This window comes from Komarekiella delphini-convector SJRDD-AB1 (genome assembly GCF_014831675.1).
In the GTDB taxonomy this organism is placed as follows: Bacteria; Cyanobacteriota; Cyanobacteriia; order Cyanobacteriales; family Nostocaceae; genus Komarekiella.
On the sequence record NZ_VJXY01000022.1, the window covers coordinates 12,022 to 25,985 of the forward strand.

The 13,964-nt window shown below is 42.2% G+C and carries 12 protein-coding genes and 1 pseudogene; 5 read left to right on the forward strand and 8 right to left on the reverse strand.

Annotation, left to right across the window (positions count from 1 at the left end):
• Positions 1-9 precede the first annotated feature (9 nt).
• Positions 10-534, reverse strand: coding sequence for an SRPBCC family protein (locus FNW02_RS19710; protein ID WP_191759204.1), 525 nt, complete (start codon positions 532-534; stop codon positions 10-12).
• 500 nt (positions 535-1,034) lie between these two features.
• On the opposite strand from FNW02_RS19710, the gene hemF reads away from it, so the two are divergent.
• From hemF to FNW02_RS19725, 3 genes are all read left to right on the forward strand, one after another.
• Positions 1,035-2,075 (forward strand): oxygen-dependent coproporphyrinogen oxidase, encoded by a 1,041-nt coding sequence (gene hemF / locus FNW02_RS19715; RefSeq protein ID WP_191759205.1) that lies wholly within the window; start codon positions 1,035-1,037, stop codon positions 2,073-2,075.
• 32 nt (positions 2,076-2,107) lie between these two features.
• The gene (locus FNW02_RS19720) at positions 2,108-2,320 is read left to right on the forward strand and encodes a hypothetical protein (protein ID WP_191759206.1); all 213 of its coding nucleotides are present in this window, start codon (positions 2,108-2,110) and stop codon (positions 2,318-2,320) included.
• 239 nt (positions 2,321-2,559) lie between these two features.
• On the forward strand, positions 2,560-2,928 hold the full coding sequence (locus FNW02_RS19725) for an STAS domain-containing protein (RefSeq protein WP_162398911.1): 369 nt from the start codon (positions 2,560-2,562) through the stop codon (positions 2,926-2,928).
• A 215-nt stretch (positions 2,929-3,143) separates the two neighbouring features.
• On the opposite strand, the gene FNW02_RS19730 is transcribed toward FNW02_RS19725, so the two are convergent.
• Positions 3,144-3,740 carry a chromophore lyase CpcT/CpeT gene (locus FNW02_RS19730; RefSeq protein WP_191759207.1) on the reverse strand — a complete coding sequence of 199 codons (597 nt, stop codon included), beginning with the start codon at positions 3,738-3,740 and terminating at the stop codon, positions 3,144-3,146.
• A 258-nt stretch (positions 3,741-3,998) separates the two neighbouring features.
• Here FNW02_RS19730 and psb29 point away from each other — a divergent pair, with 258 nt between their 5' ends.
• On the forward strand, positions 3,999-4,706 hold the full coding sequence (gene psb29 / locus FNW02_RS19735) for a photosystem II biogenesis protein Psp29 (RefSeq protein WP_191759208.1): 708 nt from the start codon (positions 3,999-4,001) through the stop codon (positions 4,704-4,706).
• A 77-nt stretch (positions 4,707-4,783) separates the two neighbouring features.
• Here psb29 and FNW02_RS19740 read toward each other — a convergent pair whose 3' ends face one another.
• The 4 genes from FNW02_RS19740 to FNW02_RS19755 form a co-directional block, all read right to left on the reverse strand.
• Entirely contained in the window at positions 4,784-5,146 is a 363-nt protein-coding gene (locus FNW02_RS19740) for a phage holin family protein (RefSeq protein ID WP_191759209.1), read from the reverse strand.
• A gap of 228 nt (positions 5,147-5,374) precedes the next feature.
• Positions 5,375-6,070: a biopolymer transporter ExbD gene (locus FNW02_RS19745; RefSeq protein WP_191759210.1), complete on the reverse strand. Its 696-nt coding sequence runs from the start codon at positions 6,068-6,070 to the stop codon at positions 5,375-5,377.
• Positions 6,071-6,132: 62 nt separating this feature from the next.
• The gene (locus FNW02_RS19750) at positions 6,133-6,873 is read right to left on the reverse strand and encodes a MotA/TolQ/ExbB proton channel family protein (RefSeq protein WP_191759211.1); all 741 of its coding nucleotides are present in this window, start codon (positions 6,871-6,873) and stop codon (positions 6,133-6,135) included.
• A gap of 256 nt (positions 6,874-7,129) precedes the next feature.
• Positions 7,130-9,328, reverse strand: coding sequence for an ATP-binding protein (locus tag FNW02_RS19755; protein WP_191759296.1), 2,199 nt, complete (start codon positions 9,326-9,328; stop codon positions 7,130-7,132).
• Between the two features lie 295 nt (positions 9,329-9,623).
• Between FNW02_RS19755 and FNW02_RS19760 the strand changes: the two genes are divergently transcribed.
• Positions 9,624-9,938, forward strand: coding sequence for a YkvA family protein (locus FNW02_RS19760; protein ID WP_191759212.1), 315 nt, complete (start codon positions 9,624-9,626; stop codon positions 9,936-9,938).
• A gap of 108 nt (positions 9,939-10,046) precedes the next feature.
• Here the strand turns inward: FNW02_RS19760 and FNW02_RS19765 are convergent.
• Both FNW02_RS19765 and FNW02_RS19770 read right to left on the reverse strand, forming a co-directional pair.
• Positions 10,047-10,384: pseudogene (locus FNW02_RS19765) on the reverse strand (GxxExxY protein).
• A 68-nt stretch (positions 10,385-10,452) separates the two neighbouring features.
• Positions 10,453-13,659, reverse strand: a complete 3,207-nt coding sequence (locus FNW02_RS19770) for a glycoside hydrolase family 15 protein (protein WP_191759213.1) — start codon at positions 13,657-13,659, stop codon at positions 10,453-10,455.
• Positions 13,660-13,964: the final 305 nt, after the last annotated feature.

Genomic DNA, 13,964 nt, shown 5'->3' on the forward strand with positions numbered 1-13,964 from the left:
TCCAGTCCCCTAAAAATCAAAACAACTGTCATTAAGGGATTTTTTCTTTCCTGATACTGCTGGTAACGCTGTCTTTTCTACTGCTTCAACTAAAGAGCGGGCGACGCGATCGGCATATGGACGAGATAATGACCAAATCAGGGGCGATAACCAGCCGCGTAGCGTTACAGAATAAGACAAACAAGTGCCACAAACCGTTGATTCTACTTGGTAAGTTACCCGTTCTTCAACGCCTGGTATTGCCAGTACTCGAATACTCAACATCTCTCTGGGATTGACACGCTCCACGAAAATCCTGATGGGAATAGGTGAAAAGCGTGTTACCGCTTGAAAAATCAATCCCGGCTTGGGTACTAAACCGTAGGGGACGTTAGTACTCTTGAGTTGTGGATGCCAAGAAACATCTGTTAAATCAACCACTTTTTGCCACAGTTCATCTACAGAAGCAGAACTAATCTCTTGATAAGTCCGTACCAGAGAAGCGCAAAACCGACGACGTTTGCGGTGGATGAATTTGGATAACCAACCTCGCATTTTCCTAATCCTCCTCGCTAGACACTTATCTGGTCACTCTGGTACGTTGGGTAACTGTGGTCATCAGCCCCTAAATTAAAACTTTCTCAAAATAATCACGAACGTAGCAAGTCCCTATTTGCTACAAACACCAACATGATCGCATGGCGACTGGTGCAAAAATCACCATTGTCGATACTATACAGAAGTGTAGTTTACATCAGTTCCAACCTTGAAGCATCAAGGTCGAAATTGCTGATAGACTAATTGGCCAAAGTCTGATGTTGATAGCAGAATGTTCCAATCAAGTCAAAAAAAACTCAGTCAATATACAAGCCTATACGCATTTGAGGGAAAATAAGTTTAGTCGTGCCCATCAATCGTGTAAATACTTGACCAGTAAGAAAAAAGCAGGTTGGGCAAATTGAGCTTGATTGTAGATGGGTACGTGTTACCCCCCCAAATTTTTAAGATGAGAAATTTGTGGCTTTTTGGAAATTGTAATTTAGGTTCGGGAATCTATGTTGACCAACTCACAAACGCCAACTGTAGAAGCATCATCCAAATCTTTGCCGCCAGCTGATGCTCAGATTAGAGTCCATCAGTTTATGAAACAGTTACAAGACGAAATTAGTCAAGGGCTGGAAAACCTGGATGGTGTGGGCAAGTTTCTCGAAGATAGTTGGGAACGCCCAGAAGGAGGTGGAGGGCGATCGCGCGTGCTACGTGATGGTGCAATATTTGAACAAGCAGGTGTAAATTTTTCTGAAGTTTGGGGTTCTCATTTGCCACCCTCAATTTTAGCCCAACGCCCCGAAGCAGAAGGACATAGCTTTTATGCCACTGGCACTTCGATGGTGTTACATCCTCGTAATCCTTACGTGCCAACAGTCCATTTGAATTATCGCTACTTTGAAGCAGGCCCAGTATGGTGGTTTGGTGGCGGTCTTGACTTGACACCCTATTACCCATTTGCCGAAGATGCGGCACATTTGCATAGAACATTAAAACAGGCTTGTGACCAACACCACCCAGAATATTACCCAGTGTTTAAGCGCTGGTGCGACGAATATTTCTACCTCAAGCATCGCAACGAGACACGGGGTGTCGGTGGTCTGTTTTTTGATTACCAAGATGGACAGGATGCTTTATATCGCGGCCCCAATCCAAATGGAGAAGCGGCTATTTATAGCAATCAGGTAGGAACGCCAGCCCCACGTAATTGGGAAGATTTGTTTGCCTTTGTGCAAGACTGTGGCAGAGCATTTTTACCAGCCTACGTACCAATTGTAGAACGGCGACATGGGATAGAATATGGTGATCGCCAACGGAATTTTCAACTCTACCGTCGGGGACGGTATGTAGAATTTAATTTGGTTTATGACCGAGGGACTATTTTTGGTCTGCAAACCAATGGACGTACAGAATCAATTCTCATGTCCCTACCGCCATTAGTGCGCTGGGAATACGGCTATCAGCCGGAACCAAATTCCCCTGAAGCCGAATTGTATGAAATTTTTCTGAAGCCCCAAGATTGGATAAACTGGACACCGAATCAATAGTACTGAGTAAAGAAGTACTGTTAGCGTAGCCCGTGCAGAGGAGCCAGCCATGTGGCGTTGGGGCTAACGACGAAATAGGAGCTTCAAAGCCCACACCACTTACCACAACGGCGAGGCAACGCGGTCTTCCCTACGAGACGCGCTCCTTCGCGTTGGCAGAAGACCGAACTGCCGACGTTACACCAGTCGCTACCGCTACGCTAACACCACGACACTGGCTTCTCAGCAATGTTTTAGTGAGTTAAACTACTAAATGTAAGCACTTAGAACAAAATGGTGACAATTTTAGCTATAGCTTGTTAATCTCAAGTTACAGCATTAAATAATCCTGTAATTGGTGAGCTAACTAATTTATTCGCTCTCTGGAGCTTATTCCAGTGAGAATAAATAAAGATTTATCGCAAAGTAAATCTTGTGGTGCACCAGTTCAGATTTAAATTCAGGAGTAACTAATCTTAAGAGGAGTGCCACGGAGGGGGCTTCAGTGATTCAGATAGATCAAAAAACTTATACAACCCAAGACGGCAATACCGTTATTGTCTTAACACCAGCAGGTCGCTTAGACATTACCACTGCTTGGCAATTTCGTCTGAAGTTACAGGAGTGTATTTCCAAACTCAGTCGCCATGTAGTTGTGAATCTCGGTCAAGTAAATTTTATCGATAGTTCCGGCCTCACGTCTTTGGTAGCTGGAATGCGTGATGCTGATAAAGTTAAGGGCAGTTTCCGCATCTGCAATGTACATCCAGAAGCCAAACTTGTGTTTGAAGTCACAATGATGGATACAGTCTTTGAAATTTTTGAAACAGAGGAGGAAGCTTTAGAAGGTGTACCTCGTAGCATTGCTAGTTGAGAGAATGCTAAGTCATCGAATTTCTGTTTGCCCTTGGAGTCAAGCAGAGCCAGACGTGGTGCTGATGCACAAAGAACGCCAATACTGCTTAGCTACCCTATTGGCGGAAGCCGCGTAAGAGAGTTATCGCTGAGTCTTGAGTTGTGACTTTAAGAAAGAGACACAATGAAAGAGGCAGAGAAAATTCTCTAACTTAACTAATTCATAATCAGTACTCAGTACTGCTCTCGTTTGGTGTAGCGATAAGGGCCTAAAATCGCTCCCCAAGTTGCTTTTCCAGTTGTTGAATCAATTCCTTTATCGTAGCTATGAAATTCTACCGCAGTGGCTTCAAACCCAAGTGAAACTTGCACGCTATTGCCAAGATAAGTAAAACTGCAACAAGTTTCTGGTAGTTGGGTAGCTGCAAACTTATAGTGGTTGGGGGCTAGTGTTTCCGGGTTAACTGTGAGAATGCAGCCTGGTAACAAGTCTAATTGATCTGGTGTCAGTGTATTAAGTAAATCGGGGTTATGACCTGCGCCTTTTAACGCACCTGGATCTTGAGGCATATAGTATTGCACTTCTAGAGATGCATCAAAGTCGCTTCCATGCCGCAACCTGATGATTCTCTGGCGGTAAGGTTGATCTAGGTTGACAATGTTTGCTTGTTCCGCAAACAAAGTAATACTATCTTCTGGGAACAGATTAACTGGTCTTTGCCAGAGGCGTAGGTGGACGTACCAAATAGGTTCTGCTATGGCTTGTTCCCGATTATCAAATTCACCAGCTAGGTACTCACCGAGGGCAATCAATTGTGGCGAGAAGCTCATAGATATCATGTATTAATCGTTAAGTATTATATTTTTTTGCTAGCTTTTAAAGAAAGAGGGTTGTTAGCCCTTGTCGTTGCCCACTTGTAAAGCACTTCCAGTTTGTCTATATTGTAAATCAATTGACTGCTACACCCACAAAAAAGGGTGTTTCTTTCCAAAAGTCAAGTGATGAACCCGTAACTAGCAGAAACCTAAACTTGGCAAAGTAGCCTTTAAGCGAGAAAATAAAGATACGTCGCCCTTAACATTTTCTTTGTGAATAACGTCCGTACTGTCTCTGATACAAAGCGAACTTTCTACAATCTTCACACCCGTCCGATTAACACTATTTATCGTCGGGTAGTGGAAGAATTGATGGTGGAAATGCATCTGCTGTCAGTAAATGTCGATTTTAGCTACAATCCAATTTATGCCTTGGGCGTCGTCACGACTTTTGACCGCTTCATGCAAGGCTATCAACCAGAACGGGATCAAGAATCAATTTTTAACGCCCTATGTCAGGCTGTAGAACAAGACCCGCAACACTATCGACAAGATGCGGAAAGATTGCAAGCTATAGGGAAAAGTTTACCAGTTAAAGATTTAATTGCGTGGCTCAGTCAAACGGCTCACTTGGATCGAGATGCTGACTTGCAAGGACACCTGCAAGCGATCGCTAACAATCCTAACTTTAAATACAGCCGCTTGTTTGCGATTGGTTTATTCTCGTTATTGGAAAACTCAGATCCCGAATTAATCAAAGACGAGAAGCAACGTACTGAAGCACTAAAAGCGATCGCTAATGGCTTAAACTTGTCTGATGACAAACTCAACAAGGATTTGGAGTTATATCGCTCTAACCTTGACAAAATGGCACAGGCGTTAATAGTGATGGCAGATATGATGTCCGCTGAGCGCAAAAAACGTGAGCAGCGCAAACAACAATCAACTACCCCAGTAGCTCCCCCAACTTCTAACGAATAGTTAAAAGTGGTCAATAGTCAATAGTCAAGAATACTTAACACTCTTGACTTTAGACTATGGACTCTCGACTTTAATGTTTATACACCTAATAATCTGTAGATTAGGCTGTTAATTAAAGTTAGTGCAAATGCCCCAAGCACAGCACTCCAAATACCAAAACGTAAGCGAAAGCCATCTACTAACCAAGCGGCAATACTAAAACAAACAACGGCAATGATGAATGTGAAAAAGCCGGACAATAAGTCAAATGTTAGAAAAGTTGGTACTGCAAAAACGAGGCGTAAAATCGGTCTAACTACTGCCGTCACGATACCGAGAATTGCTGCGGAAAAGAAAGCTTTAGCTGGAGTGTCAATTTCAACCCCCAAAGGCAACTTACTAATGATCAACAAGCTGATAGCTGTTACTACCCAAACAATTAAAAGCGTTACAATATTCATGCCATAATCCCTGAAACGCGAATGGTGATTGGCTAGAAACTACTCGGTCTATCGGTGGAAAATCTTGAAAGTCTCGACCAATTATTTGTAAATTAGCAGAAAATCTTTTGCTAACCAGAATTTATTTTGTATATCTTTAGGATTATAAAAAGCTAAAAGTAGGGGAATGAGAGGAACAAGGTAGAATTTTCTCTCCATATCTTGTCCCTCTTCCTTATCTCCCCCTACTCATCTTTTAGGAGTAGGTTGAGTTTCTTTGGGTGCTACAGGCGCTTGGGGCGCTGGTGAATTGGGAATCAAGGGAGAGCCAGGATTGATATCTTGCCTGGGTGAAGGTTGTCCAGTTACCGTTGGGAAAGGTAATTGATTGGGCGTTAAAGGCAAGTTAGGGTTGAAGTTGCCTTGAGGATTAATGCCTGGAACTGGCACACTGTTAGGTGCAGGTACAGCGCCAGGATCTATGGGGAAAGAAGGGATAGGAGGCTGGTTTAGTAAGTTATTGGGAGATGGAGCGGGAATAATTCCCAAAGAGACGCGATCGCCCCCCACTTGCCGCAGCAAATCTAGTGTTTCAATGACATCGTTATAAGTTGAAGTCCGTGAAGCATTCAGCACCACAACGCCATTGGGGTTTTCTTGGAGATACTGCTTTAATCTCTGTGCCAATTCTTCTCTTCTTACAGGTTGTTTTTCTATGTAAGTATTGCCAAGGGCATCAATAGTCACAATTTGACTTTCACCCTGCGATGTTACACCAGACACCGTACTTGTGCTGGCTTTGGGCAAATCAACATTAATTGCTTGTTGTCGGGTAAATTGCAAAGCCGCCAACAAAAAAAACGTCAGGATACAAAAAACTACATCAATTAAGGGAATGATTTGAATTTGGACTTCTTCAATTGGAGTATGTAGATTAACTTTCATCTTCTAACTCTAGAGTCTGGTTCGAGGTTGAATTATTAACTATTGCATTGCTCAGGATCTAATTATTCAGGTAGATTTGGGGGTTCAGGAGGTTCAGAAAATCTATTTTTTCCTTGCTTACGGGGTGGAGTAAAATTTTCTCGTGGAGATTCTCGCACAATTGCTGATGTACTATTGCTAAAGTCAGGTGGAGATTGGCGATAGAGCAACTCCATTTCATTTCCCGCTCTGCGAAAAACTTTGACTTGGTTGACTACAAAACTTTGAAACAGGCGGTAAAATACCAAACTAATGATGGCAACTATTAGCCCTGTTGCCGTACTAATTAGAGATTCACCAATACCAGTAGTTACCCCAGCAGTAGATTCAGTTCCTAAATCACCAATCCGAATTGAGCGTAAAGACTGGATTAAACCCAACACTGTACCCAACAATCCTAACAGTGGTGCAAGAGCAATCACAGCTTCTAAAAGTTTTTCCCCTCGCCGCATACCTGCCAATTCGTCTTCAGCAGAAGACTCCAAAGCTAGTCGAAAGGTTTCTGCATTGCTTTTTGGTAAACTTAAGGGTGCATATAAAAACCGCCCGACAGGCTGATCTGTTGCTCGCTTAGCAATTTCCCCAGCTACTCCCCAATTATCACGAGCTGCATCTAAAACGCGATCAACTATTTCCTTTTCTTGAGTTAAAATTCGCAACCAGAACCACAGACGCTCAAAGATCACACTTAAAGACAGAATCGACAGAACCAACAGAGGCCACATCGCTGGCCCGCCCTTATAAAACAAATCTAAAATATCCACTGTTTAAGTCTCCTCCCTCCATGATTAGAACAAATGTGCAAAGGCATTTTAATTCTAGAGATTAATGCAAAATGAGGGACTTCCAAAAAATAAATTTCCTGAAAAATTCAAAATATCATGTGAACTGTATGTTAATACTTAGCAAACTAGACGCCAGAATCCCAAGAACCGAAAGTTAGTTTAGCTGTCTAAGTGTAAATAAAGAATCTTAACTAAAACGCTGTAAGTCCACTAGTGCAACCGTTGTAGATTCCCCTTAAACTGCTGTGCCAACCTGCTGTCGAATAGGCACTTGAATTATAAACTCGGTTCCTTGACCTACCGTAGAAAAACACTCCAACTTGCCACCATGTTTTTCGGTGATAATTTGATAGCTGATTGCCATACCCATGCCTGTTCCCTTGCCCACGGGTTTAGTGGTGAAGAAGGGGTTGAAGATAAGATTTTTAACATGTTCTGGCATTCCCAGTGCGTTATCAGCGATCGCAATTTCTACAAACTGTGAATCGCTCATTGAGGTGCGGATGGTAATCTGGCTAGGATTTTCCTCTATCTCCTGATAGTTGCGCTTGGCGTTTACCTCGTCTAGAGCATCGATCGCATTTACCAAAATATTCATCAAAACTTGATTGAGTTGTCCAGGATAGCATTCTACTTGGGGCAAGTTGCCATAGTCACGAATCACTTTAATTGCTGGACATTCTGGTTTGTCTTTGAGACGATGTTGCAAAATCAACAATGTACTTTCAATTCCCTCATGAATGTCAACTGCTTTGAATTCCGCTTCATCTATGCGGGAAAAGTTCCGCAGTGATAGCACAATGTTACGAATTCGGTCAGTCCCCATTTTCATGGAAGATAGCATCTTCTGTAAATCCTCAATCAAGAATTCTAAATCGATTTCGTCAGCTAGTGCTTGCACCTCTGGGTCATTGCTGGGATGGCGTTCTTGGTAAAGCTGGATCATCCGCAGCAAATCGTGAGTGTATTCGTCTAAGTGAGTAATATTGCCGTGGATAAAGTTGACCGGATTGTTAATTTCATGTGCCACACCTGCTACTAGTTGACCTAAGCTAGACATTTTTTCACTTTGAACCACTTGTGCTTGAGTGCGCTGCAATTCACTTAAGGCGGTTTTGAGTTCTGCTGTGCGTTCTTCTACCCTATCTTCTAACTCTGCCTTACTGTTTTCTAAAGCGGTAAAGAATTCGCGCAATTGCCCTGCCATGTGATTAAAGGAGTGTGCAAGTATATTTAGTTCATGGATATTCCTGATATCTACAGTCTGGTCTAAATTCCCGGAAGCCATTGCCTTACTTGCCCGGTTCATTTGCAGAATCGGTTGTGTAATCCAGTGGGAGGTTAAATAGCCCATGAAAGTTGCCACAGCCAATGCTCCTAGACAAAGCCAGATAGTAGTGCGGCTGTTGGCGTTGATTTGTGCCATAAAAGCGTGTTCCGGCACACTAACCACTACTAGCCAATCCAGCCCATATTGGTCACGCCAAGGGGTAACAGTGACAAAATTTTGTTCTCCTTGCCAATTCAATTGCAGCTTTTTGGGTTCGGTAATGGAGTCGAACCCATTAAATTTTTGTTGGAGTTGTCGTGCGATACCTTGAACTACAGAATCGGGGCTGTCCGTAGCTTGCAACCGCTGAATATCGTTTTTGATCAGAGTAAAGGGTTGGCGAGTACTAGAGTTCGCAATCAGTTTACCATTGCGCTCCAAAATGAAAACTTGGCCAGTGTGGCTGACATCTAAACTTCGTAAAAACTCACTCAATTTCAGCAGATGAATATCCGCAGCAACCATCCCCAACAATTGGTTCTGGGCATTATAAATTGGGCGACCTGCCGAGGCAGCGATGTATGGATACGTATGATTGATGGTAATAATCCGTGACCAAATAGGTCTACCCGCTTTTACGGGTTCAGTATACCAAGCTTCGTTGAAGTTATTCCAATCACCATGATCATTGACATGAGTGCGATCGCCCTGGTTATCTGTGCCATAGTTGTACCAGTTTTTCGGTGGCTTGGAACCCCAATCATCAATTGTGACGTTTTTGCCATCGTACCGTCCGGCTCCTGCTCCTTCACCTGTAGTCAATCCAAAGCCGATGTAAGTCAGGTCATAAGCCTGCATTTGTTTCCAGAAATACTTGCTGACAGTTTTGCGCTCGCGCACATTTAATAATCCCATCTGAATGGCATCAGCATTAATCTGGTTGACCTTGTGAGGAATAGATAAATAGGAATTTAAATGTTGGTCAACCATATTGCTGGTTCGAGCCATCAACTTGTCTGCCAATTCGTTTACAGCTTTCTGTCCGTTCTTAAATGATAAGTAACCGACCAAACCCACAGCACCAAAGATTTGCAAGACAAATGGAACGATGAGAACCATTTGTAGTGGGAAAGTCTTAAATATACCTAAGTAACGCCTCTTCATCGGTAAGCTCATTTTTTATCTTGCATCAGTGCTTTGCCTTTCTAAAAGCAGGTAACTTTACACTAGAAAGACAAAACTTTATATGCCTAGGATTCCCGGAGAACATAAATAATCAACATCCATGCTAGATATCTGCTGGATAATTTATTTGTTCTCAAGGAATTACTAGACTTATAAGCAGAATTGCAAGGTAAGTATTTGGTGGTAGCGTCTTCCAGACAAATTGGGACGGTTATTGCTACCAGAAATTCTTAGCATAATTTGTCAAAATAAAAAATAACTGGAGGTTAAAAACATGAATTTCTCAATCCAATCACTTTACACTTGGTATCGCAATTCGCTTCGTAACCCAAAATACCGTTGGTGGATAATTTTAGGAACGCTAGTTTATTTGGTCAGCCCAATTGATATCGCCCCAGACTTTATACCTATTGTGGGACAGATTGATGATGTTTTCCTTTTAACTCTGCTAGTTGGTGAAGTATCTGGACTAGTAATTGAAGGTTGGAAAGCGCGTAAGGGTGATGTGGGCACAGAAACACCTAATACTTCAGATAGTTCTACCTCTACCGCAAGCACTATTGATGTTGATGCTGTTTCGGTTAAGTAGTTTTTTTAATAAAGTATAAATATCCCCTACTTTTGGTATCTGAAGTAAGGGATATTTTTTAAACGCAAAGGAACGCAGAGGAAAACGCAAAGGAGCGCAAAGTGAGGATTAGAGGTTGTTGGCTACGCGTTTTATGCCTTCTTTGAGGTGGAGGACGTTAAAGTTGATGAGAAGACCTAGTTTGCAGTTTGCTAGTTTGAGATAGGTTAGGAGTTGAACGGTGTGAATCGGTTTTAAGGATTCTACAGATTTAATCTCTACAATTACTTTGTTTTCAACTATCAAATCTAATCGATAAACGCATTCCAATTGCATATCTTTATAAACTAGTGGCAAAGGCATTTGCTTACTCACACTCAATCCTGCTTGCCTTAACTCGTAATCTAAACACGCGCCTCATAAGCTGACTCCAACAAACCCGGCCCCAAAGCCGTATGCACCCTCATTCCACAACCAATAATCACTCCACTCATTCTCTTTCATCCTCTGCGTTCCTTTGCGCGTTCCTTTGCGTTTAAAACTCCCTTACAAATTCCGTCAAGAAACGGAACGCTTTGAGGATATAACTAGCGCAATCTCTAGGAGAAGTATTGTAAAACGATCGCCACGCACTAGCTTTGTCTTCATCATAGCGATCGCCTTTTTCAGGATGGCGTTCCAACCATGCTAGTCGCACTGCATGACCGATTAATACATCCAGTACAATATATTCTTCAATTTGCAGCTTGGGATTGTTGGCAGCGATCGCTGCTAATTCTATTAATGCTTCAATATTAACTTGTCGGTATTCTGGAGCCTCAATTTTATTCAGTAAATGCTCAACTAACAAAGCAAAATTCCTTTCTCCTGCTGTCATTTCTGATAGCATTAATTCACTATCTAAACGATTGCGGCGCTCTAGTTTATCGCCAATCACTAAACCTTTGCAATGTTGCATCAATAACCAAATCTGCTTGAAAAATTCTTTTGGTACGCGGCCTGTCGCACCTTCTACTTGGCGAAACCGCCGCCAACCGCCAGGGGGAACTTCTATTTCTTCTGTGATTGCTGGTAGCACTACCCAAGCAATATCACTTTCTTTTTGCTTGACGTGCAGAGATTCCATTTGGCGAAGTAAGTTACCCATGCCACTATACCCGGTTAATACCTGATACAGGCGCATTTTCACTTCAAAGGGCGAAAGTTGCATTAAATGATCGTATGCTTCATCTTGAGTAACCTGCAATTCCTGCGCCAGTTCGCTGGTGATTAACAGAATTAGATAACCGACTCTTAACGTCAGAAGTCCTCGAAATAGTTCGGTTTCTGAACGGATGAGGATGCCAAGATAGATTAAGATCTCTTGTGTGAGGACGCGATCGCGGATATCTTCACGGCAAAAGTGATTAATTTTCTCAGCAATTTCATGGTGAGACATGGGTACGGTAATCAGCGACGCTTCACTATAAGCTTTGCCCACAGCAATTTGCTTACCTTGCACCAAAATACTCGTCACTGCATCTGATAAACCAATATCAACCATCCGCCGCAACCCAGCAGCACGACGTACCACCGCCCAAATACCTAAATCTCCAGCCTTAGTGTAAACTTCATCAAGTAAATCAGCTACGGTGACAGGATATCCTGGGCCACCATATCCCGTATCAAATTTCAATCCCTGCAATCGTGTCAAAGTCTGCAATAACTCAATTTGCTCATAGATATTTTCTGATGAGCGCAAATAAGAAAGTAATAACCCCAAGTTGGTTTCATACTCCATCTGAAACTCTTGAGTATGCCCTAAGCGCCAATTTTTGCCAGGATGATAAGGTAAGTAATAGCAACGTGGCCCAGCATTTTTAACTGGCGACAAGGATAATTTAGCATCTTGAAGAAAATCAATCCTCTGAATCCCAGCTGTTAGCATTAGCTGATTTAGCCGTCCCAATTTTACTCGCACACCATTACAAATCCCGTATTTTAGTTCTTGCATCAGTTCTAGTAATGCTTCAGAACCGATTTCTAACATTGTCTGTGTCAACATTAAAGTGAGGGTAGGACGCCCTAAATCACTCCAATACTTTTGAATATAGGCAAGCTCACTTCTGATTTGATCTAGCAGAAAATGGTAATCGAGGGTTAAATAAAACTGTTGGGAGTCTAAAAATGAGGGCAAGAATACAATTGTCTGACTCTGAATGCGAAAAATTCTAGATGTCGTCAAACTTCGCAGCCGCCGCACTGGACGCCCAGTTAAACCGAGTTTGTTGTTGTGTCCAATTTGAGTATAAATATCTGAAAGTTCCCCAGCTTTTCTCACTTGAATTGGTTCTAATTGGGAGGGTGTTTGTGTTTCAATCCCGTGGACTTCTAATTTGGCTTGTAAATCTTCATCTTCTGCTAACAAGGCAATTTGTACCAACGCCTCGCGCTGCTTTCCTACACATAAATGTCTTCCCAATGGATCAATATCGCCGACTGCTAGTAAATCTTCACTCAACATTTGACTGAGAAGATATAAACTCTGCGCCCACACTAAGGGAATATTTTCATTAGGTAAACGTGGTTGAGTTTGGGGTGCTAACTTTTCGGCTTCTATTTTTTCGGCTGGAACATAATAAAGTTCTGGCAATAAACGCAAACCATTTTGTTCAATGAGTAATGATTCTAAACGCTCTTGGTAATTTTTAACTTGCTCTTGATTGCCACGAAATAACCCATCCAGAATTAAATAGGTGAAAAATAATGGCCATTCGCATTCAATATGCTCAAATTGCTTGAGTTCCCACGGTTCATAATGCAAGCGGTGGCTGTCTTCTAATACGGTTTGGTGTCCATCGCGCAGGAAACGTTTGCAGCCGTATTTACCTGCAAGTTTGGTGATAATCTCGTTAAAGGTGCGATCGCATAATTGCAAATCCTCAACCGCAAAAGCAGGAAAACTAATAATACTCAACAGTGCTGCGTCAATTTCTTTAGAACCAGATTCTCTTGGTAATAAAGATTCTAAGGTAATCCGAGCACGGGCAATTTCATCTGGTAGCACATGAATCACTGATGTTTGACTACCATGCACTCCAAATAAATTCAGCCCGTTGATGGCTTCCAATGCTGCTTTTGCCATACCCACGGAACTGGTGTTTAATTCGGCATTCCCACGATTAATTTTATTCCCACGTTCCCAAATGCCATAATCTGGTGTACGATAAGCTCGTCCAATGTAGTAAACCAAGTTTTGGACGAAATTCACTTCATCAATCGTATAGATTATTTGCAATCCCGTAGCGGTCATTTGCGCCAACATCAGTAAAAATATAGATGTGGCATCAAGTTGCAAATGTCCCCATTCGTCATCTCCAACAACAATGTCACCAGTCGCAGTGTTGTATTTGGCGTGCAGACCATCTAGTAGCGACTGAGTGTGTTTAAATGTCTCCACTTTATGAGCCTGTCGCATCATCGCGAAAAGCAACCCGCGCATGAGCTTAATGACACTGTGTTCTAGTTCATATCTATGTCCTTCGTGGTCGTCAACCTTGCGGTATGCAAGCGCTAAACCCCAAACTCCCAAAATGCTGTAAACATTGTCTCGCACCCAGGCATCAGTATAATCACCGTGGGCAGTGATAGCTGTACTTGCAGGTAGCAAACCAGTTATCGGATTTTGACGAGCAAGGATGATAGTTTGAATTTGCTGGTAGTAATACTCCAGGCGAGCTAGCAATTGGGTAGATGTTTTCATGGTTTGGTTCAGAGCAGCTTGCGGAATTTGACCCTATGGCTGTGAAGTAATGAACTGCACACAGATGAGGGTAGTGTGAGTTTTTTATTATCTCGCGTTACTAGGCGTATCGTTGCTGAATTTTTATTGAACCATAACCAAAACACAACATTTTTTCAAATCTTCATGCTCACGGAGATAAAATTATACCTTTTTTTAAATGGTTTTTGATAGTTTGAAAGAACGATAAACAACTATTTCAAAGGGGCATAATTAACCTAAAATACCTTGAAAAAATCATAAACATCAAAGTTTTTTAACACAAT